This is a genomic window from Clostridium rhizosphaerae (genome assembly GCF_016765585.1).
GTDB lineage: Bacteria > Bacillota > Clostridia > Clostridiales > Clostridiaceae > Clostridium_AT > Clostridium_AT rhizosphaerae.
In genome coordinates this window covers 1,430,690-1,450,730 of sequence record NZ_JAESWC010000002.1, presented here as the reverse complement: position 1 = coordinate 1,450,730, position 20,041 = coordinate 1,430,690, and the positions used below count along the sequence as shown (strand labels likewise).

General features: G+C 32.6%; 20 protein-coding genes. 19 read left to right on the top strand and 1 reads right to left on the bottom strand.

Annotated features, from left to right (window positions below; all coding sequences use genetic code 11):
* Position 1 precedes the first annotated feature (1 nt).
* From JK636_RS09855 to JK636_RS09840, 4 genes are all read left to right on the top strand, one after another.
* Positions 2-532 (top strand): 2-oxoacid:acceptor oxidoreductase family protein, encoded by a 531-nt coding sequence (locus JK636_RS09855; protein ID WP_202748650.1) that lies wholly within the window; start codon positions 2-4, stop codon positions 530-532.
* A gap of 133 nt (positions 533-665) precedes the next feature.
* Entirely contained in the window at positions 666-2,015 is a 1,350-nt protein-coding gene (gene glmM / locus JK636_RS09850; protein WP_202748649.1) for a phosphoglucosamine mutase, read from the top strand.
* Positions 2,016-2,130: 115 nt separating this feature from the next.
* A complete protein-coding gene (locus JK636_RS09845) occupies positions 2,131-3,102 on the top strand; it encodes a tetratricopeptide repeat protein (protein ID WP_202748648.1) in 972 nt (323 codons plus the stop codon).
* Positions 3,103-3,156: 54 nt separating this feature from the next.
* The gene (locus tag JK636_RS09840) at positions 3,157-3,303 is read left to right on the top strand and encodes a hypothetical protein (RefSeq protein ID WP_202748647.1); all 147 of its coding nucleotides are present in this window, start codon (positions 3,157-3,159) and stop codon (positions 3,301-3,303) included.
* Positions 3,304-3,438: 135 nt separating this feature from the next.
* Here the strand turns inward: JK636_RS09840 and JK636_RS09835 are convergent, their stop codons facing one another.
* Entirely contained in the window at positions 3,439-3,636 is a 198-nt protein-coding gene (locus JK636_RS09835) for a cold-shock protein (RefSeq protein ID WP_202748646.1), read from the bottom strand.
* 263 nt (positions 3,637-3,899) lie between these two features.
* Here JK636_RS09835 and JK636_RS09830 point away from each other — a divergent pair, with 263 nt between their 5' ends.
* The 15 genes from JK636_RS09830 (at position 3,900) to JK636_RS09760 (ending at position 19,984) form a co-directional block, all read left to right on the top strand.
* The gene (locus JK636_RS09830) at positions 3,900-6,257 is read left to right on the top strand and encodes a TIM-barrel domain-containing protein (RefSeq protein ID WP_202748645.1); all 2,358 of its coding nucleotides are present in this window, start codon (positions 3,900-3,902) and stop codon (positions 6,255-6,257) included.
* 136 nt (positions 6,258-6,393) lie between these two features.
* Entirely contained in the window at positions 6,394-7,524 is a 1,131-nt protein-coding gene (locus JK636_RS09825; RefSeq protein WP_202748644.1) for a DUF362 domain-containing protein, read from the top strand.
* 85 nt (positions 7,525-7,609) lie between these two features.
* Complete coding sequence (locus JK636_RS09820) at positions 7,610-8,377, top strand: TatD family hydrolase (RefSeq protein ID WP_202748643.1); 768 nt, start codon at positions 7,610-7,612, stop codon at positions 8,375-8,377.
* Between the two features lie 362 nt (positions 8,378-8,739).
* Positions 8,740-9,777, top strand: coding sequence for a 3D domain-containing protein (locus JK636_RS09815; RefSeq protein WP_202748642.1), 1,038 nt, complete (start codon positions 8,740-8,742; stop codon positions 9,775-9,777).
* 107 nt (positions 9,778-9,884) lie between these two features.
* A complete protein-coding gene (gene rnmV, locus JK636_RS09810) occupies positions 9,885-10,421 on the top strand; it encodes a ribonuclease M5 (RefSeq protein WP_202748641.1) in 537 nt (178 codons plus the stop codon).
* A gap of 10 nt (positions 10,422-10,431) precedes the next feature.
* Positions 10,432-11,271 (top strand): 16S rRNA (adenine(1518)-N(6)/adenine(1519)-N(6))-dimethyltransferase RsmA, encoded by an 840-nt coding sequence (rsmA, locus tag JK636_RS09805; RefSeq protein ID WP_202748640.1) that lies wholly within the window; start codon positions 10,432-10,434, stop codon positions 11,269-11,271.
* A 125-nt stretch (positions 11,272-11,396) separates the two neighbouring features.
* Positions 11,397-12,755, top strand: a complete 1,359-nt coding sequence (locus JK636_RS09800; RefSeq protein WP_202748639.1) for a DUF7922 domain-containing protein — start codon at positions 11,397-11,399, stop codon at positions 12,753-12,755.
* Between the two features lie 273 nt (positions 12,756-13,028).
* Positions 13,029-13,616: a PsbP-related protein gene (locus JK636_RS09795; RefSeq protein WP_202748638.1), complete on the top strand. Its 588-nt coding sequence runs from the start codon at positions 13,029-13,031 to the stop codon at positions 13,614-13,616.
* A 105-nt stretch (positions 13,617-13,721) separates the two neighbouring features.
* A complete protein-coding gene (locus JK636_RS09790; protein WP_202748637.1) occupies positions 13,722-14,498 on the top strand; it encodes a prolipoprotein diacylglyceryl transferase in 777 nt (258 codons plus the stop codon).
* Between the two features lie 19 nt (positions 14,499-14,517).
* A complete protein-coding gene (locus JK636_RS09785) occupies positions 14,518-15,369 on the top strand; it encodes a YhfM domain-containing protein (protein ID WP_207751708.1) in 852 nt (283 codons plus the stop codon).
* Positions 15,370-15,495: 126 nt separating this feature from the next.
* Positions 15,496-16,770, top strand: a complete 1,275-nt coding sequence (locus tag JK636_RS09780; protein WP_202748636.1) for an efflux RND transporter periplasmic adaptor subunit — start codon at positions 15,496-15,498, stop codon at positions 16,768-16,770.
* Complete coding sequence (locus tag JK636_RS09775) at positions 16,767-17,459, top strand: ABC transporter ATP-binding protein (protein ID WP_202748635.1); 693 nt, start codon at positions 16,767-16,769, stop codon at positions 17,457-17,459. The genes JK636_RS09780 and JK636_RS09775 overlap by 4 nt, the downstream gene beginning before the upstream one ends.
* A gap of 50 nt (positions 17,460-17,509) precedes the next feature.
* The gene (locus JK636_RS09770; protein ID WP_202748808.1) at positions 17,510-18,700 is read left to right on the top strand and encodes an ABC transporter permease; all 1,191 of its coding nucleotides are present in this window, start codon (positions 17,510-17,512) and stop codon (positions 18,698-18,700) included.
* 117 nt (positions 18,701-18,817) lie between these two features.
* Positions 18,818-19,660 carry an Mrp/NBP35 family ATP-binding protein gene (locus tag JK636_RS09765; protein ID WP_202748634.1) on the top strand — a complete coding sequence of 281 codons (843 nt, stop codon included), beginning with the start codon at positions 18,818-18,820 and terminating at the stop codon, positions 19,658-19,660.
* 135 nt (positions 19,661-19,795) lie between these two features.
* Positions 19,796-19,984: a ferredoxin gene (locus JK636_RS09760; RefSeq protein ID WP_034568349.1), complete on the top strand. Its 189-nt coding sequence runs from the start codon at positions 19,796-19,798 to the stop codon at positions 19,982-19,984.
* The last annotated feature ends 57 nt before the right edge of the window (positions 19,985-20,041 follow it).

Below are 20,041 nucleotides of genomic sequence, written 5' to 3'. Positions count from 1 at the left end.
TATGGCTTCACAAGAAATATTATTTGCTGGCTTTGGCGGTCAAGGTATTCTCTCTATGGGAAAATTCTTAGCTTATGCGGGAATGGATGCTGGTCTTAATGTTTCATGGCTTCCATCTTATGGTCCGGAAATGAGAGGAGGAACTGCAAACTGTTCAGTCATACTTACTGAAGATCCAGTGGGTTCCCCTATAGTTAATGAAGCTACTACACTAGTAGTTATGAATAGACCTTCATTAGATAAATTTGAAGAGGCTATTAAGGAAAATGGACTTTTAATAATAGACAGCGATTTAGTAAATAGGCTTCCAGAAAGAAATGATATAGAAGTTATTAGCATACCAGCCCAAAGCATAGCAGAAGAAATTGGAAGTAAAACTATAGCTAACATGGTACTCTTAGGAGCATTGGTTGCAAAAACAGGTATAGTTTCTATGGAAGACTTGCTTAAAGCTTTAAAGGAACACGGAAAAGAAAAATTCTATGAAGCTAATAAGAAGGCTTTAGAAAAAGGTGCGGAATTCGCTGCTTAATAGAATTAAGAACATAAAGTAAAAATACCTAGAGAAAAAGCTCTAGGTATTTTTTTACATTGTAATAAAATGACACTTGTAATATAATTATTTTGTATGTTTATATGTATAAGAGAAAAAGCGAGGTTACAATATGAGTAGAATGTTTGGAACAGATGGAGTTAGGGGAATTGCAAATACAGAGCTTACAGCTCAGCTTGCGTATAATTTAGGAAGAGCTGGGGCTTACGTACTTACAGAAGGAGCTCATAAACCTAAAATAATAGTTGGTATGGATACAAGAATTTCTGGAGATATGCTTGAAGCTGCTCTCGTTGCTGGAATACTTTCAGTTGGAGCTGAGGCTGTTCGTTTAGGTGTAGTTCCTACACCAGCAGTTGCATATTTAACTAGAAAATATGGTGCTGATGCAGGGGTAGTTATTTCAGCTTCACATAATCCCGTTGAATATAATGGTATTAAATTCTTTAATTCACAGGGTTACAAGCTTTCAGATGAATTAGAAGATAGAATTCAAGCTGTAATAGAAAGCAATTTTGAAGGAGTACCTTCACCGACGGGTGGCGATTTAGGAAGAAAGAGGACTGAAGAAGCTGCTCTAGAAGACTATATAAAATTCGCAAAGTCAACTATAGATGTTGATTTTAAAGGGATGAAAATTGCTTTAGACTGTGCAAATGGAGCTTCTTATGAAGCAGCAGTTGAAACATTTAGAAGTCTTGGAGCAGAAGTAGTTGTGATAAACAATGATCCAGATGGTGTGAATATAAACAAAAACTGCGGTTCGACACATCCAGAAGAATTGATGGACTATGTAGTCAGAAAGGGCTGTAATTTAGGCCTTGCTTTTGATGGAGATGCCGACAGATGCCTTGCAGTAGATGAAAAAGGTAATTTAGTAAACGGTGATTTTATGATGGCTATTTGTGCTAAATATTTAAAGGATCAGGGTAAGTTAACCAAAGATGTATTGGTTGTAACAGTAATGAGCAATCTTGGTTTAGATATAGCTTTAGCAAAGGAAGACATTAAAACTGTTAAAACAAAGGTTGGAGATAGATATGTTCTAGAGGAAATGGCTAAGGAAGGCTACAAGCTTGGCGGAGAGCAGTCAGGACATGTTATTTTTCTTGAACATAACACAACAGGAGACGGTCTTGTAACAGGACTTCAAATTGCTGCTGTTGTTAAGAAAAGTGGAAACACACTATCACAGTTAGCTTCAATAATGAAGGAGCTTCCACAAGTATTAGCAAATGCTAAAGTTCCAAATGATAAAAAAGATATTCATGAGAAGGACTCAGAAATAGCAAATGAAATAATGAAGATGGAAGAAAAGCTCCACGGATGCGGACGAGTTTTAATAAGACCTTCAGGTACAGAACCTTTGGTAAGAGTTATGCTTGAGGGAGAAAATCAAGCTGAAATTGATGAAATGGCGCACTCACTGGCTAAAATGATTGAAGAAAAAGCAAATAAATAAAATATTAATTAAATTTTACAAACTGCTGATTGGTTTATACTATTCAGCAGTTTTATTTTGAACTATAATAAAATAAAATATAACTTTGATATTCCTACAGGAGTGTAAAATATATATGGAATTTATAAATATTGATAGAAATTCAAATATTATTAAAGCAGAAGAAAATAAACAAAAAGGAGATATACTTTTTGACGATAAGTACTATTTTGAAGCGGCTTTATATTATGTTGATGCATTAGATTTATATAATAAAGAGCAGTATGAAGTTGAGTTTTCTGATATATATAATAAGCTGGGAGCTTGTAAGGCTAATACCTTTCAATATCTTGAAGCATTATTTTACTATCATAAGGCATACTATTATTCGTCTGCTCATAATGATAGTCAAACATTAGAAAAATCTATATATAACTTAGCTTGGTGTTACAAAAAACTGGATAAGTTTGATGAAGCCATTCAATATTTAGATGAATATTTAGAACTGATAGATAAATCAAGTAACTTTGTTAATTATGTCTATGCTCAAATACTAGTTTCCAATTGTTATGAATGCAAGAAAGAATATAATGAAGTAATTAAGATATATAATAAGCTTATAATAGAATGTAAAAATAATAATGAAGATTTATTAGGGTATATATATACTAATCTCGGTGTTCTATACACTTACCTAGATGATTTAGATAAAAGCATTGAATATTATGACTTTGCTGAGAAATTAAGGAGAGATAAAAGTCCATATGATTTGGCATACACGTATTTAAGTAAGGCTGAAGCTCTTATGAAGCGTGAAAGTTATTACGAAGCATTAGAACTTATATATGACAGCTTGAGCCTACTTAAAGATAGCCCTGATGAAGAGCTTCAGATAAAAGCTTCTTATACACTTTCAGAAATTTACTTAAGAATGAATGATAAGAAAAACTTGAAAAGGATATATCAAAATTTAGTTGAACTCTTAAGTAAGAGTAATAGAAAAGACGAACTTATTAAAATATATTCAAAGTTAGCTTTAATCTATTTGGATGAAAAAGATGAGATAATGTGCAAAAAATACATTGAATTAGTAGAAAGAACATATTGAATATTCTGAAAATTGTGATATAATAAGATATTATATGAGATTGGGGGAAAACATATGAAAAAGAAAAAAAATTTAGTATTTAGTATTTTTCTTAGTTTATCACTCTTAATTGCTGTTGTAGGAGTAGTTGTGCCAAATGGACCTGGCGGGCAAGATCCGCCTGTACTTGTTACTAACAGCATAAATACATATAATATTTAATTTAAAAAACTATATCAATTTGAGAATTTTGTAATTATCATGTAAAAAGACCGCTTTAATTAGCGGTCTTTTTACATGGCAGAACCTATTAATAATATATAAATATTAATAATAGGTTATTTGCTTATTCAAATATTATAGTGGTTTAACGTTTATGGCTTGATCTCCCTTTTGCCCTTGAGTTAAGTCAAAGGAAACCTTATCGCCTTCGTTAAGAGTCTTGAATCCACCAGATTCGATACCTGAGTAATGAACAAATACATCTTTTCCGTCATCTGTTGTGATGAAACCGAAACCTTTTTGTGAGTTGAACCATTTTACTGTTCCTTGCATTAAAAAAACCTCCTAAATGTATAAAAAAACTATAATAGGCTAACTATACATACCTACTAATGTTATTTATTTTACCAAATAAGTAGAATTTTATTCAGTTAAAAAATATTTAAATATAAAAATATTTTTATATTTAAATATTTTAGATGAATTATTTACTTATAATTATAGTGTTTACTATTTTTATGAAAACATTTAAAATATATTACGTATACTATAATTTCTCATGGTAAATTACTAAAAAAATGTGGGGTGAGTAGAGGGTGTTTGGAAAAACTATTAGATTTATTCTAGAAGAAAATAAAGTGATTTTTAATTTTGAAAATGGACAAGGATGGATAGAAATAATAAATCCGTGGATTATTAATGTATTTTCACCTTTAAAGTATGATAACCATTATTCGAGAGCAATTGAAGGAGTTTCAGCTGAAAAATGTAACTTTGAAGTAAACGAGACAGATAAATTTATAGAAATAAAAACAGAACAAGTTTCTGTAAGAGTAAGTGATAATTTTTATGTAGATTTTTATGATAAAAATGGTGAACCTATATGCTTAGATTATAAAGGAGATAGAGAACCTTTTGTTAGAAGGGGAAATGTAAGCATAGCTGAGGCTGAAGGTCATAGAGTTGAAACAAACGCAGATTCTCACAAAATCGAAGTTGTTAAGAAGATGTTTGGAGATGAGAATTTTTACGGATTTGGTGATAAAACCGGCCATTTAAATAAAAGAAACTACAGCTACGAGATGTGGAATACGGATGATCCTAGTCCACATGTTGAAAGTTATAAATCGCTTTATAAGTCTATACCTTTCTTTGTAACCTTAAATAAGGGAAAAGCATTTGGAATATTTTTTGATAATACTTTTAAAACTTATTTTGATATGGGTAAGGAAAATAGTGATTATTACTATTTTGGTGCAGAGGATGGTAATTTAGACTACTATTTTATAGCTGGTCCAGATTTTAAAGATGTTATTGGAAGATATACATATTTAACAGGAAAAACTCCTATGCCTCAGCTTTGGACTTTAGGATATCATCAATGCAGATGGAGTTATGCACCTGAAGGAAGACTTAAGGAAGTTGCAAAAGCATTTCGTGATAATGATATTCCTTGCGACGCATTATACCTTGATATAGATTATATGGATGGTTTTAGAGTATTTACTTGGGATAAGGAGAGATTTCCAAATCCAAAAGAAACATTAACTAAACTGAGAGAAGAAGGCTTTAAGGTGGTAACTATAATTGATCCAGGAGTTAAAAAGGATAAAGGCTATTCAATTTATGAGGAGGGACTTAAGAATAATTATTTTGCAACGGATAAGGATGGAGTGCCTTATGTAAATGCGGTTTGGCCCGGAGATTCCTTATACCCAGATTTTTCTGAAGCAAGGGTAAGAGAATGGTGGTCAGATAATCAAAAGATAATGATGGAGGACGGAGTCGCTGGTATATGGAATGATATGAACGAGCCGGCAAGTTTTAATGGCCCTCTTCCAGATGATGTTCAATTTGGAAATGATGGAAGACCAACAGATCATAGAGAAGTACACAATGTATATGGACACTTAATGTCAAAGTCATCCTATGAAGGGATAAAAAAGCATACGGAAAAAAGACCTTTTGTTATAACTAGGGCTTGTTATGCAGGTACACAAAAATATTCTACTGTTTGGACAGGAGATAATCAAAGCTTGTGGGAGCATTTAAGAATGTCAGTGCCCATGCTTTTAAATTTAGGTTTAAGCGGACTAAGCTTTGCAGGAACTGATGTTGGTGGTTTTGGATTTGATTGTACTGGAGAGCTTCTATCCAGATGGATACAAGTTGGGTGTTTCTCACCGCTTTTTAGAAATCATTCTTCTATACATACAAGAGATCAGGAACCTTGGGCTTTTGATAAGCAAACCCTTGATATAAATAAGAAATATATAAAATTAAGATATAAACTTCTGCCCTATTTATATGACTTAATGTGGCAAGGGGAAAGAACTGGACTTCCTGTAATGAGACCATTGGTATTGCACTACTCTCAGGATGAGCAAACCTATAATATTAATGATGAATTTTTGTTTGGAGAAAATATTCTGGTAGCCCCAGTTGTTGAACAAGGCAAAAGTTTTAAAGCAGTATATTTACCAGAAGGAGAATGGATTGATTTTTGGACTGGACAAACTCATAAAGGTAAGGATACTATACTGAAAAATGCACCGTTAGATACTTGCCCTATATATATTAAAGCCGGAAGTATTATACCTAGCTATCCTGAACAAAAGTATATTGGAGAAAAAGTGATAGATGAGTTAACTCTAAATATTTATCCAGGTAAAAGTGAATATATTCACTATGAAGATGATGGAGAAAGCTTCGATTATAAAAAAGGCAAGTACAACTTATATAAGTTTACAATGGAAAATAATAAAAACATAACTATTGGGTTAAATTTCTTAAATGAAGGTTATTCAAAAAAATATAAGAATTTTAGGTTTATCATTAATAATGTAAAAGCAAGACAAATATGCTTTAATGGTGAATCTATAAATTTCAATATATCAAATGGCAGCACTGAATTTGTTTTAAAAGCAGAGGAAGGAAAGCTTAATATAATTTAACTTGGAGGCTAAAGTCCTAAATGGACCTTAGCGGGTAACTTATGAGCGAAGCGAATATCTTAAGTTACCCAGTGCCATAAGGGAACGAGCACTCTTAAACTACCCAGTGATACGAATTAAAGGAGGATAAGGGGTTATGGAAAAGTCAAAAGTATACTTTACAAATCTTAGAACAAAGCCAGGAGTAAATCTTTTAGATAAGGTTGAAAAATTGATAAAGAAGGCTGGAATAGGTGATATTGATTTTAAAAATAAATTCACAGCTGTAAAAATCCACTTTGGAGAGCCTGGAAACTTGGCATATATAAGACCAAATTATGCAGCCAAGGTAGTTAGTGTAATTAAGGAGTTAGGCGGTATTCCGTTCTTAACAGATTCAAATACTCTTTATTCAGGAAGAAGGGCAAATGCAATAGACCACTTAGGAGCAGCTTATGAAAATGGATTTAATCCGCTTACTGTTGGTTGTCATGTTATAATTGCAGATGGACTTAAGGGAACAGATTATAGAGAAGTAGTGATAGATATGAAACACTGCAAAACAGCAAAAATAGGAACTGCAATTGCAGATGCAGATATTATTATATCTATGAATCACTTTAAAGGCCATGAAATGACAGGTTTTGGCGGAGCTTTGAAAAACCTTGGTATGGGATCCGGCTCAAGAGGCGGCAAGCTTGAAATGCATTCTGCTTCAAAGCCAAAAATCGAAGAAGAAAATTGTGTTGCCTGCAGACAATGTATAAATAACTGTGCTCAAGATGCTATAGAGATAAATGAAAACAGAAAAGCAGCTATTGATTATGATAAGTGTGTAGGCTGTGGTCAGTGTGTTGCTGTATGTCAGTTTGATGCCGCTCAGGTAATATGGAATGAAGCAGCTGATACTGCTAACGAAAAAATTGCAGAGTATACCCATGCAGTATTAAAAGATAAGCCAAACTTCCATATAAATTTTATTATGAATGTGTCTCCAAATTGCGACTGTTGGGACAGCAATGATGTTCCTATAGTACCAGACCTAGGAATAATGGCATCCTTTGATCCTGTTGCTTTAGATAAAGCTTCTATTGACATGGTTAATGAAGCTCCAGTAGCAAAAGGAAGTTACTTAGAAGAAAAGGTATGTGAATGTGAAGAACACAATCATGAACATGAAGATAAAATTCACCATATTCATCCTAATACTGACTGGAGAGTAAGCTTAAACTATGCTGAAGAAATAGGGCTTGGAACTCAAGACTATGAATTAGTAGTTATAAAGTAAATAGACTAACTTATACCATATAGGATATAATGTAGTGTGTACTGAAAATTTCAGTGCACACTACTTTTATTTGGGAGTGATACAAATGATAACTATTTTTGATTCACATGCTCATTATGATGATGAATCCTTTAATGAAGATAGAGAGCAAGTAATAAAAGAAATTAAAGAAGCAGGGGTTATAGGAGTTTTAAATTGCGGGGCTTCTATGGATGGAGCAAGATTTTCTTCTAAACTTTCTAAGGAATATGATTTCTTTTATGCTGCAGTAGGAATTCATCCTGAGAATGCAACCGAGCTTAATAATGATACTTTAAAAGAACTTAGAGAATTGGCTTCTAATGAAAAGGTAAAAGCTATAGGTGAAATTGGCCTTGATTATTTCTATGAAGAAAACCCATCAAGAGAAGTTCAAAAGAGAGTTTTTAGAACTCAAATGGAATTAGCAAGAGAACTAAGATTACCTGTAGTAATTCATGATAGAGATGCTCATGAAGATACTTTAAAAATATTAAAGGAGTTTCCTGAGGTTAAGGGAGTGCTGCACTGTTTTTCTGGGAGTGTAGAATTTGCAAGAGAATGCTTAAAGCTTGGATACTATATAGGATTTACAGGAGTTGTAACATTTAAAAATGCTAAAAAAATAGTTGAGGTTGCTAAAGAGATACCGCTTGACAGGATGCTTGTTGAAACAGATTGTCCTTACATGGCCCCAACACCATTTAGGGGAAAGAGAAACAGGTCGGATTATATAAAATATATTATTGAAAAGCTATCAGAAATTAAAGGAATACCCGAAGAAGAAATATCAAGAATTACAATAGAAAACACTAAAAGGATGCTAACTATTTAATTGTAAAATTTAATTTTAAACCCTATTGAAGGCACTAATATACTAAGAAAGTATATTAGTGCCTTTGGCTTTTATTTAGCATTTTAAAATTTGATGATTAAAAATCCAAATATTGGCATATAATTTAATATCTTATAACTTTTTAGGAGATATAAAAATTTTATTAATAAATTATACCTCTATCAAAGACTGCATATCTATAATTTTAATGCAATCATAATATATTTTATTATTTATGCATAGTAATGCATTTTAGCAGTCTAATAAAAGTAACTTTAGTGAGTTTTATGGCTAAACAACATCTAAACTATATTTAAAGTTGTTTGCTTAAATACCGCTTTAGTTTTAAGGAGGTTAGCAGAATGGATAAGTTGAAAAATATGTATAAAAACTATTTTTCAATAGGTCCTAAGGCAGTACTTGTTGTAATGCTTTCACTCATGGTTGTTACAGCAGGTGTTCAAGCCGCCAAAAAGACTATAGTAGTATCAATTGACGGAAAGGAAACTAAAATAGTTACCTTTAGAAAGACATTTAAGGATGTATTAAGTGATAATAGTATAGTCTTAGGGCCAAAGGACAAAATGACACCAAGTATAGACACAAAGCTAAAGAAAAATGACAGGATTGACATAAAAAAAGCTGTCAATGTTACTATTGCAATTGACGGTCTAGAGAAAAAGATTCTAACAACTGAAGATACAGTATACAAGATGTTTAATGAAGAGGGGATAATAGTAAAAGATACAGATAGGGTAATACCCTCAAGGAACATACAAATAAGTGATGGTTTAAATGTAGTTGTGACAAGAATTGAATCAAAAATTATAAGTGAAAGTGTGGATTTGGATTTCTCTACAGTAGTAAAGAATGATGATGAAGCAATAACTGGTTCAAAAAAGGTACTTCAAGAAGGTGAGAAGGGTCAAAGAGTTATAACTACAGAACTTGTATACGAAGACGGAAAAGAAACAGAAAGAAAAGTACTTAATGATGTTGTTACCAAAAAGCCAGTGCAGAGAATTGTGTCGGTTGGCACACTTGCTGTTCTAAACTTATCCCGTGGAGGGCAGGTTGCATATAAAAACAGTATAAAGATGAAAGCTACTGCTTATACATCAAATTTTGCAAGTACAGGCAAGAGTCCTGGAGATAAAGGCTTTGGAAGAACTGCAACTGGAACAATTGCAAAAAGAAACCCAGACGGATACAGTTCGATAGCTGTAGATCCGAGAGTAATTCCTTTAGGTACCAAGCTATATATTGAAGGGTATGGCTATGGTATAGCAGAGGATACAGGAGGAGCTATTAAAGGTAATATTATAGATGTTTACCTTAATTCAGAGTCTGAATGCAGACAGTGGGGAGTTAGAACAGTAAATGTGTATATTGTTAAGTAAAATTAGGAGCTGCATGCTCCTAATTTTTTTATACCTTGACAATTAGGCAGGCTTGTAACAGAATAATATAAGTAGATTGTTAGGGAAAATTATTACGGGAGGAACTTATGATAAGGGAAGTCATTGTAGTTGAAGGAAGAGATGATATTACAGCTGTTAAAAGAGCTGTAGATGCAGAAATTATAGCTGTTGGAGGCTTTGGTATAAATGCTAAAGTTATAAATAGAATTAAAGAGGCTCAAAAGAGACAAGGAGTTATAGTTTTAACTGACCCTGATTTTGCAGGGGATAAAATAAGAAGAATAATATCTAAGAGAGTTCCTGACATAAAACATGCATATATAACTCAAAAAGAAGGAACTAAGGATGGAGATATTGGTGTTGAAAATGCATCACCTGAGGCTATACTCAAAGCTCTTAGCATGGCTAAATTTGAAATAAAAGAAAAAAGAGAAGAGTTCAATATACAGGATTTAGTATATTTTAAGCTTACTGGAGATACTAAATCTAAAGAAAGAAGAGAGGCTTTAGGCAGGGAGCTTGGAATTGGATATTGTAATTCAAATCAATTTATTACAAGACTCAATAACTATGGAATAACAAGAGAAGAGTTTATAAATGCGCTAAAACGTATAGAGATATAGGAGAAAGAATATGAGTGATTTATCCACAAAAGAAATTGTTAAAAAATATGGATTTAGATTTACTAAAAGTCTAGGTCAGAACTTTCTAATAGATGATAGTGTATTGATGGATATAGTAGAAGGGGCAAATGTAAGCTCAGAGGATTTAATTATTGAAATAGGTCCTGGTGTAGGAACGCTAACCAAAGAGCTTTTAAAAAGAGCAAAAAAGGTTTTCTCTATAGAATTAGATGCTGACCTTATTCCTATATTAAAAGAGGAACTTAAGGAATTTAATAATTTTGACCTTATACACAAAGACGCTTTAAAGGTTGACTTTAATTCTCTAACTGGTGAGGAAAAGTCTATAAAAGTTGTTGCTAATCTTCCATATTATGTTACAACACCTATAATAGCAAAGCTTCTAAATGATAAATTTAATTTTAAATCTCTGACTATTATGATTCAAAAAGAAGTAGCAGAAAGAATTGCAGCTGATCCAAATACAAAAGAATATGGAGCTCTTTCCATATTAGTTCAGTACTATTGTGATACAGAAATAGTAAGAAAAGTAGCTCCAAGTTCTTTCATACCTCAGCCAAAGGTTGACTCTATAGTTATAAAGCTTAATAAGCTTGAAAAACCACGAGTAATAGTAAAGGATGAAAAATTATTTTTTAGAGTTTCAAGAGAGGCGTTTAACATGAGGCGAAAAACTTTATGGAATGCTTTGAAAGCTTTAAAGATAGGCAGTGATCTAATGGAAAAGGCATTTATTAATGCAAGGATAGATTCTAAAAGAAGAGGAGAAACACTTTCTCTTCAAGAATTTGCAGATTTATCAAATGCAATATATGATTTGAATCAATAAATTACGCAGTAGAGATATAAAAGTATAATATTACTTTTATATCTCTGTTTATTTTTTGGTATTTGTTCACTTTTATGTTTAGTCTTCATATATTATAATGAATAAATTTTTTGGAGGGACAAGAGTTGGCTCAAAAAAAGAGTTACAGTAGATATTTTATAATACTGCAGGAAGATGAAAAAGGATATGCTTTGGCCTCTGACAAATTGCCTTCAGGATATACAAAATTGGAAATAAAAAATGATAAGTGTAAGGTATCTTACTATGTTCAAAACTTAAAAAAGGAAAGTGCACCTTATTACATGCTGTTAATTTGTAATAAAAAGGATGTAAAAAAACTTTTAAAGCTAGGTGAATTGAACATAGATGAACACGGCAGAGCAGAGGTATCCTATGAATATCCTGTTGAAAATGTGGCAAACTTTGGAGTCGGTGTTGACAAAATAGTTGGTGCAGCAATAGTTAGACTTATGAATTCTAATATAATACCTGTTATGAGCGGATTTGCCAGTACTGATATTCCAGAGTGGAAGGGTTTTAGTATTATAGAAAGCGAATTAAAGAGGCAGGAAGAAGCACAAGAGGAAAAAGTTGAAAAAGCTGTTGAAGTGAAAGCCGAAGCTAAGAAAGAAGAACAAAGAGAAGAGTCAAAGGAAGAACAAAGAAATATTTTTGATGAATATGAAAAGAAGATTGAAGAGGAGAAAGTTAAGGATAAGGAAGAAGAAATAAAAGTTATAGAAGAAATGCCAAGAAATGAAGCAGCGCAAATAGAAATAAGTAATAATGAAGAGAACATAGAAGAAATTGAAATTGATCCTGAGGATGAAAGACATAAGAAAAAGTGCAAGAAGGATTCTTGCGAAATAAAGCATGAAGAAAAGCATGAAGAAAATTGTGAAGAAAAGCATGAAGAAAAGCATGAAGAAAATTGTGAAGAAAAGCATAAGGAAAAGCATGAAGAAAAGTGTGAAGAAAAGCATAAGGAAAAGCACGAGGATAAGTGCGAAGAAAAGAAAGAGCATAAGCATGAATACAAGTGTGACGAAAATTATCCTAAAGATAATATAAGCATGCTGTTTATGGATGTGGCAGATGGATTTGAAGAATTGCAAGGAATATGCAGTGAAATAAAAAGATGCAAGTGGTATAAGGTCCCTGTTTATAGGCCTGAAGACATGACTAGCTGCGCTCATTATAATAAGTATACGGTTGCTTATTATCCAATGGTTAACTACTATCCGTATATAAGAAAACATGGTCACTTTATTCTTGGCTATAAGCATGATAAAGACAATAAGATGAAATATCTAGTATATGGTGTGCCAGGAACAAAGTCAAGAATTGACCAGCCTTTTGGAGGTAGAACCGGCTTTGTTACATGGGTTCCGCTGGTTGAAGGCGAAGAAGAAGAGAATAGTCAAGGCTATTGGCTTATGTTTTATGATTTTAGAAGCTCAACTATTGTTATACCTGTAAGATAAGAATTAAGAGTAAATAATTAAGAATGAAGAATTAATGTAGAAAATCTTTTAGAGATTTTCTAACATATATTTTAAAGTCTCCAGTGAGACTTTACTCTACAATTCTTCATTCTTCATTCATAATCTATTGGCTTGTACATATAATTTATAGATAGAACTATTTGGAGGTTAATGTCCTAAATGGACATTAACGGGCTGGCCAGCCGGTGAAAGCTGGCGAGAATAGACAGACCAGTGCTTAATTGTCTGTGATTCTGATTAAAGGAGGTTAGTATGAGGCTGATTATATTAAATAGAAAAAGACTAGGTGTTACTGTAATAATTATAGGACTCATGTTAGTTTTATTCGGTTTGGAAAAAAAATTTGATGGAAGACTTAGATATGTGGCATTGATGCAGAATAATATATATTCGCTTACAAAGTATGACGTGCCGGAGTTAAATTTTAGCTATAAGCTGCCGAAAGAGTGGACAACTCAGAAACAGAGTTTTGGTGGGGATGAAATAGTATATCATAATGATTTTAGTTCAGAAGATGCTTCTATACATGGCTTTGTACAAGTATGGAACATTAAGGAGGATTTAAAAAGTTTTCTGGATAAAAGCAATGAATTAAATAAGCAGTACGCTCAGTATACTGATTATAATATTACCCCTATAGTTGTTAAGAATCATGATGGTTATCTAGTAACCTATACCATGAAAACTTCAGAAACGGCAAAATATAAAGGATATGAATACTTTATAAAGGATAAAGGTAAATTTTTTAGATTTACTTTTTATGTAAGAGATGTTAACTTTAAAGAAAATATGCCAACTATATTTAAAACTATTGTTGAAACCTTTGAGTCTAATAAATAATAGATTGATTTAAATATTTCAAAGTATTATAATTTATTTTAAAGAATAAGAGAAGCTTTTGCTTCTCTTATTAATTTATGTGAAAGTAAAAGGGGGGAGCTTATTTTGAAGCCTATTTTATTCAATATTTTTGGATTAAATGTTTATGGTTACGGAGCAATGATTGCAATAGGGATAATTGCCGCAGTAATGCTTCTAAGTTATAGGGCGAGAAAGGCAGATTATGATGAAGACAGTATACTAAATATGGCAATATTGGCAGTAATATTAGGAGTAGCTGGTGGAAAGCTGCTATATATATTAACTGAATTTAAAAGTATAATTAGCTATCCAGAGCAGCTTAAAGACTTTGGAAGCGGCTTTGTTGTTTATGGATCAATAATAGGGGGAGCGCTTGGAGTTTACATATACTGTAGAAAAAAAGGTTGGGGGATTTTAAAAATATTTGATTTAGTTATTCCAAGTCTTCCGCTGGCTCAAGGCTTTGGAAGAATAGGCTGCTTTTTAGCTGGATGCTGTTATGGAAGAACTACGAACTATTTTATAGGAGTAAAATTTAAAGAGGGATCCTTAGGGCCTGTAGATACTTGTGTGTATCCAACGCAAATTTTCTCATCAGTGTTTGATTTCGCTTTAGCAATTTTTCTGCTTTGGTATGCTAAAAAGGAGAGAAAAGATGGAAGAGTTTTTTCCTTATATTTAATACTGTACAGCATAGGCAGATTTATAATAGAATTTATAAGAGATGATCCTAGAGGCAGTGTAGGAATTCTTTCAACTTCACAATTTATAAGCGTATTTGTAGTATTTCTTGGAGTTTTAATGTTTAATATTGATAAGTTTAAAGGTGTTTTTAAAACAGGCAAATCAAAACAAATGTAGAAATAAGGAGCGGAAAATATTGAGGAAAAAAAGACATTTACTGTGTTTATGTCTCTTAATCTTAATTGCTGTTTTTTTCACGGGCTGCAGTAGTATTGATCAGCTTAAAGTTAAATTTGGCATGAAAAATAATGATTTTGAATACATTAAACAGGGTAAAATTAAAAAAATTGTAATACAAAATACTAGAGATCCAGGTTTTAGATTTATTGTTACAGATAAAAAGGCTATTTCAGAATTATATGATATACTTTCCACATCTAAACAGGTTCAAACAAAATCTACCTTAGAGCCTGATTATGTGTTTGAGATGCAGGAAAGCTCGAGTAAGGTATATAAATTTAACTATATAACCGGACTAGATAAGAGCGAGGCTGGAAATTTATATAATGAAGATAAGGTTTATGTAGTATCAAAGAGAATAGACAACGACATAATAAAAAGTCTGTGGAATATTAGAAAACCAAAGGACTTCAGCAGTAAATACTATGAAACAATAATAAATCAGGTAGAGAAGTATTATAAAGAAAATGGTGCAGGAAAAACTATAGGTATTAATCTTTATGATGATGTTGATGTAGCCAAGTTTATATTGTCAACAGATCTTGAAAATTTTAAGACAAATCTTAATTCAAAAGTGCCAGGTGCCGAGTTAATGAGTACTCCAAAAGTCTCTGAGAAAGCAAAGGACTATGATATAACAGTAGGAGTAAAAACTGTAGGCTATAAAACTTTCTTATATAAAACAGAGATTACTTTTTTGGACAAAAAGAGCAATACTCAGAAGAAATATTATATAAGGATATCTGATGAATCAAAGGATGGACGGTGGACAACAAAGGTTGATACCGATAGACCAACAGGTTGGTAGGAATAAATTATTAAGTAATTGTTAATTTATTAACTATTTATGGAAATCTATAAATAAAGTCTGTATACTAATATAGTTAGTTAAAATTTAGGTGAATAGAAAATTTTCTTGTAGAAGGAGAAAAATATGAAAAAGAAAATTATTATTGGAATTATAGTTGCTGCCGCTGTGTGCGGTCTTATAGCTTTTAGATTTGCAGGAGGTAAAAAAGTAAGTTATGTTAGTGTAAAAACATCAACTATTTCTCAAGGTGATGTTAAAGCTTACCTTTCAACTACGGGAACTGTTAAATCCAAAAATACAAAGGATTACTATCCTCTTCAGGGTAAAGTAAAAAAGGTTAATGTAAAGGTTGGAGATTCGGTTAAACAAGGACAAGTACTTGTAGAATATGAAGTTCAGGATGTAAATGCAGCAGTAAAACAGGCACAGATACAATATGACAATGCAGCTTTGCAGAAAAAGATGCTTGTTAATAATAATAATGATATAAAAAGCCAAATATCAGACTTAGATAAGCAAATTTCTGATTTGGATAGTCAAATATCAAATCTTAACAATCAGGTAAATGCTCTTAAAGTTAGCAAGAATCCTGCTGATATAGCATTGCTTCAGGATGCTAAGAATCCATCTAATCCTGCAGTGCAGATACAAAATGCTGAGGCTTCAAAAGCTACACTAAAAGGAAGACGTGACGCTTTAAAACCTATATCAACTGAACAATTTAAGCAGGCAGATAATTCAGTAGCCTTAGCTCAAATTGCATTAGACAGTGCAAAATCAAATCTTTCAAAGAGCCAGGATAAAATTATATCTGATATTGATGGTGTAGTTACTGCAATTAATGTAGCAGAAGGAGCAACTTCAATGACAGCAGGCGTGCAGTCTGCCGTAACTGTACAGGATTTGTCAAATCTGAAAGTAGAACTTTCAGTTGGGAAATATGATTCTTCAAGAATTCAATTAGGTCAGGACGCAGTTGTAAAAAATGGTGGAAAAGATTATAAGTCAAAAGTATCAGAGGTTGACCCAGCTGCTAAGAAAACTGTTTCTGCAGCAGGAAGTGACACAACCTTAGGAGCTGAAGTGGATATTTTAGATAAACCAGAAGGATTAAAAGTAGACTTCGATGCAGATGTTGATATACTTGTAGGACAGGCAAACAGCACACTAAAGGTTCCAGCAGAGAGTATAAAAACAGATAAAACAGGTAAATCAGTAGTTTTTATAGTTGAAGGTGATAAAGCTGTTCAAAAGGAAGTTAAACTTGGAATTCAGTCAGATATGGAAGCGCAGGTAATTGAAGGAGTTAAAGCTGGCGATAAGGTAATATTAAATCCAGGAGAAACAGTAAAAGACGGAGCTGCTGTTAAGGAAATGGCAGGAGATGGTAAAAAATGATAGAGGTTAATAATGTAGTTAAAAGATATATTACTGGAGAAATTGATTTTACAGCTCTTAAAAGTGTAAGTTTGAAAATTGAAAAGGGTGAGTTTACATCAATAATGGGACCTTCGGGTTCAGGAAAGTCTACTATGATGAATATACTTGGTCTTTTAGACAGAATGAACAGCGGAACTTATATACTAAACAATCAAAATGTATCTAACTTAACTGATAATGAGCTTGCACATATAAGAAATAAGGAAATAGGATTTGTATTTCAAGCTTTTAATCTTCTTCCAAGAATGACAGTTCTTGAAAATGTTGAACTTCCTATGGCATATGCTGGAGTTTCCAAAAAGGAAAGAAGAGAAAGGGCGCTAAGTGCACTTGATAAGGTTGGTTTAAGTGATAGAGTGAAACATAGACCTAATGAAATCTCAGGTGGACAAAAACAGAGAGTAGCTATAGCACGTGCTATAGTAAATACCCCGGCAGTTGTTATGGCTGATGAACCCACAGGAAATTTAGATACTAAGTCATCTGTTGAAATTATGAAAATATTTCAGGATTTAAACAACGAAGGTGCTACTGTAATAATGGTAACTCATGAATCAGATATTGCTAAACACACAAAAAGAATTGTGAGATTTAGAGATGGAGAAATAGTTGATGACTATGAAGTAAAGGATAGAATAATTCTGTAGAGGAGGAAAAGAGCTTGAAATTATTAAGTGGTATTTATGAAAATTTTAAAATGGCAATCGAAAGCATACTTTCAAATAAAATGCGCTCCTTCCTCACTATGCTAGGAATAATAATAGGCATAAGCTCGGTTATAACTATTGTTTCACTTGGTCAAGGCGGGCAGAATACTATGACAGGAGAGTTTGACAAAATAGGAGCGTCAACAGTTAACCTTACAGTAAACCAAACTAAGGCAGAGCAATCGGATTATATAACCTATAAAGACATAGAACAAATAAAAAATAATGTTAGTGCTATTAAGTATGCTGTACCTGTAGTATCAAAAGCGGGAGTAGCTGTATCTGATACAAAGAACAAAAGATCAAGCATAACTGGATCAAGTGTTGAAGCATTTGCAATAGATAATACAGAGTTTTTATATGGCAGAGGCTTTAACGAAAGAGAATATGAAGCAGGAAAACCTGTAATAGTAATTGATGAAGTTTCTGCCAAAGCCATGTTTGGCTATACAGATGTAGTAGGAAAAACAATTAAGGTTGGAAACAAGAAGGCTCCTGTTAAGGCTACAATTGTTGGTGTAACCAAGTTGGATTTGGGGCCTTTTGCAGGAAGTTTTGATACAGATTCTATGCCTGCAATAATTACTGCTCCAATAACTTTTGTTGAAACAATGTATTCAGAAGAATTTGCTATTGACAGACTTACAATAATGGCAACAAGTAAAGATAAGGGTGAAGAAGCAGGAAATGGTGCAAAAAATATTCTGGAAGGCAGACATAATAAAAGAGGACAGGATATATATAAGGTAGAAAATGCATTAAAGCAATTAGATCAAGTAAAGAAAGTACTTGGCATTTTCACTGCATTTATTAGTGCTGTTGCAGCTATATCGCTTCTTGTTGGAGGAATAGGTGTTATGAATATTATGCTTGTTTCTGTAACAGAAAGAACCAGAGAAATAGGAATTAGAAAAGCAATTGGAGCAACAACTAATGCAATACTATTGCAATTCTTAACTGAATCTCTTATTATATCTCTTATTGGTGGTATTATAGGAATGATACTAGGAATTTCAGGTGCTTATGCGATAGGAAGTTTTGCAAAGATAACTCCTTCACTTTCAGTAACAGCTGTAGTGGGAGCTATATTATTTTCTTCAGCGGTAGGTATATTCTTTGGAATATATCCAGCTAGAAAAGCAGCTAAGTTAGATCCTATTGAAGCATTAAGATATGAATAAGTTAAAAGCTATAAAGCTCAGGATAATTATCTTGGGCTTTTAAATTTAAAGTTTTATGCTATAATGAAGTTATAATTTCAAAATAATAGTTTTCTATTACATAAAGGAGGACTTTTAATGAGTAAATGTGATAACTGTTCAAGCAAGGGAAAGTGCGGAAATAAAGAAAATACTTGTTCTGTATTAGTTCCAAGCTACGGCAGAATTAAAAATATAATAGGTGTAATGAGCGGAAAAGGTGGAGTTGGTAAGTCTACAGTAACAGGTATTCTTGCTACAAAGCTTAGAAGTTTAGGCTACAAAGTTGGAATTTTAGATGGAGATATAACTGGGCCTTCTATGCCTAGATTTTTTGGTATTAATAAAGAGAGAGCTCAAATACTTTCTGGAAAGACCCAAGAGGAAGCAAAGTTTCTTCCTGTTGAAACAGCAACTGGAATTAAGGTAATTTCTTTAAATCTTTTAACAGAGGAAGAAGAGCAGCCAGTAATTTGGAGAGGACCAGTACTTACAGGAGTTTTGACTCAAATGTACAGAGATACAGAGTGGGGAGAGCTAGATTATCTATTAATAGATATGCCTCCGGGAACAGGAGACTTAGCGTTAACGGTAATGCAGAGTATTCCATTAAACGGAATAGTTATTGCAGCTACACCACAGGATATGGTTACAATGATAGTTAAAAAGGTTGTAATAATGGCACAAAAAATGAACATAAAAGTTTATGGTGTGGTAGAAAATATGGCATACATAGTTTGTGGAGATTGTGGAAAGAAGCAAAACGTATTTAGCAAAAAATCTGGAGAAGAGCAAGCGAAAAACTTAGGAATTCCTTTGTTAGCTGAACTCCCAATAGATTTAGATTTGGTAGAAAAAATGGAAGCAGGAGAAGTAGAAGAATATATAAATTCATTAGAACAATATAATAGTGTATTAACTAATTTTATGAGACTGGTTTAGTTTTTTTAACAAGCTTCACATATGCAGGGGCTTGTTTTTCTATAATTTTGTAATAATTAGCTTCTTTTAGGAAACAATATATTTGTTAGAATACATAAAAACTGTGGAGTAATCCGACCGAAAGGAGATTTCAACATGAAAGCATATGTAGATAAGGATGCATGTATATCCTGTGGGCTTTGTCCATCATTGTGTCCGGAGGTTTTTGAGATGGAGGACGACGGTAAAGCAGGAGTAACAACAGATGAAGTGCCAGAAGGAGCTATAGATAGTGCTCAAGAAGCAGAACAATCCTGCCCAGTTAATGCAATATCAGTTTCTTAATGTAAAGAAGTAAGTAAAGTTTAAACTCTACTTACTTCTTTAATTTATATTATTTTA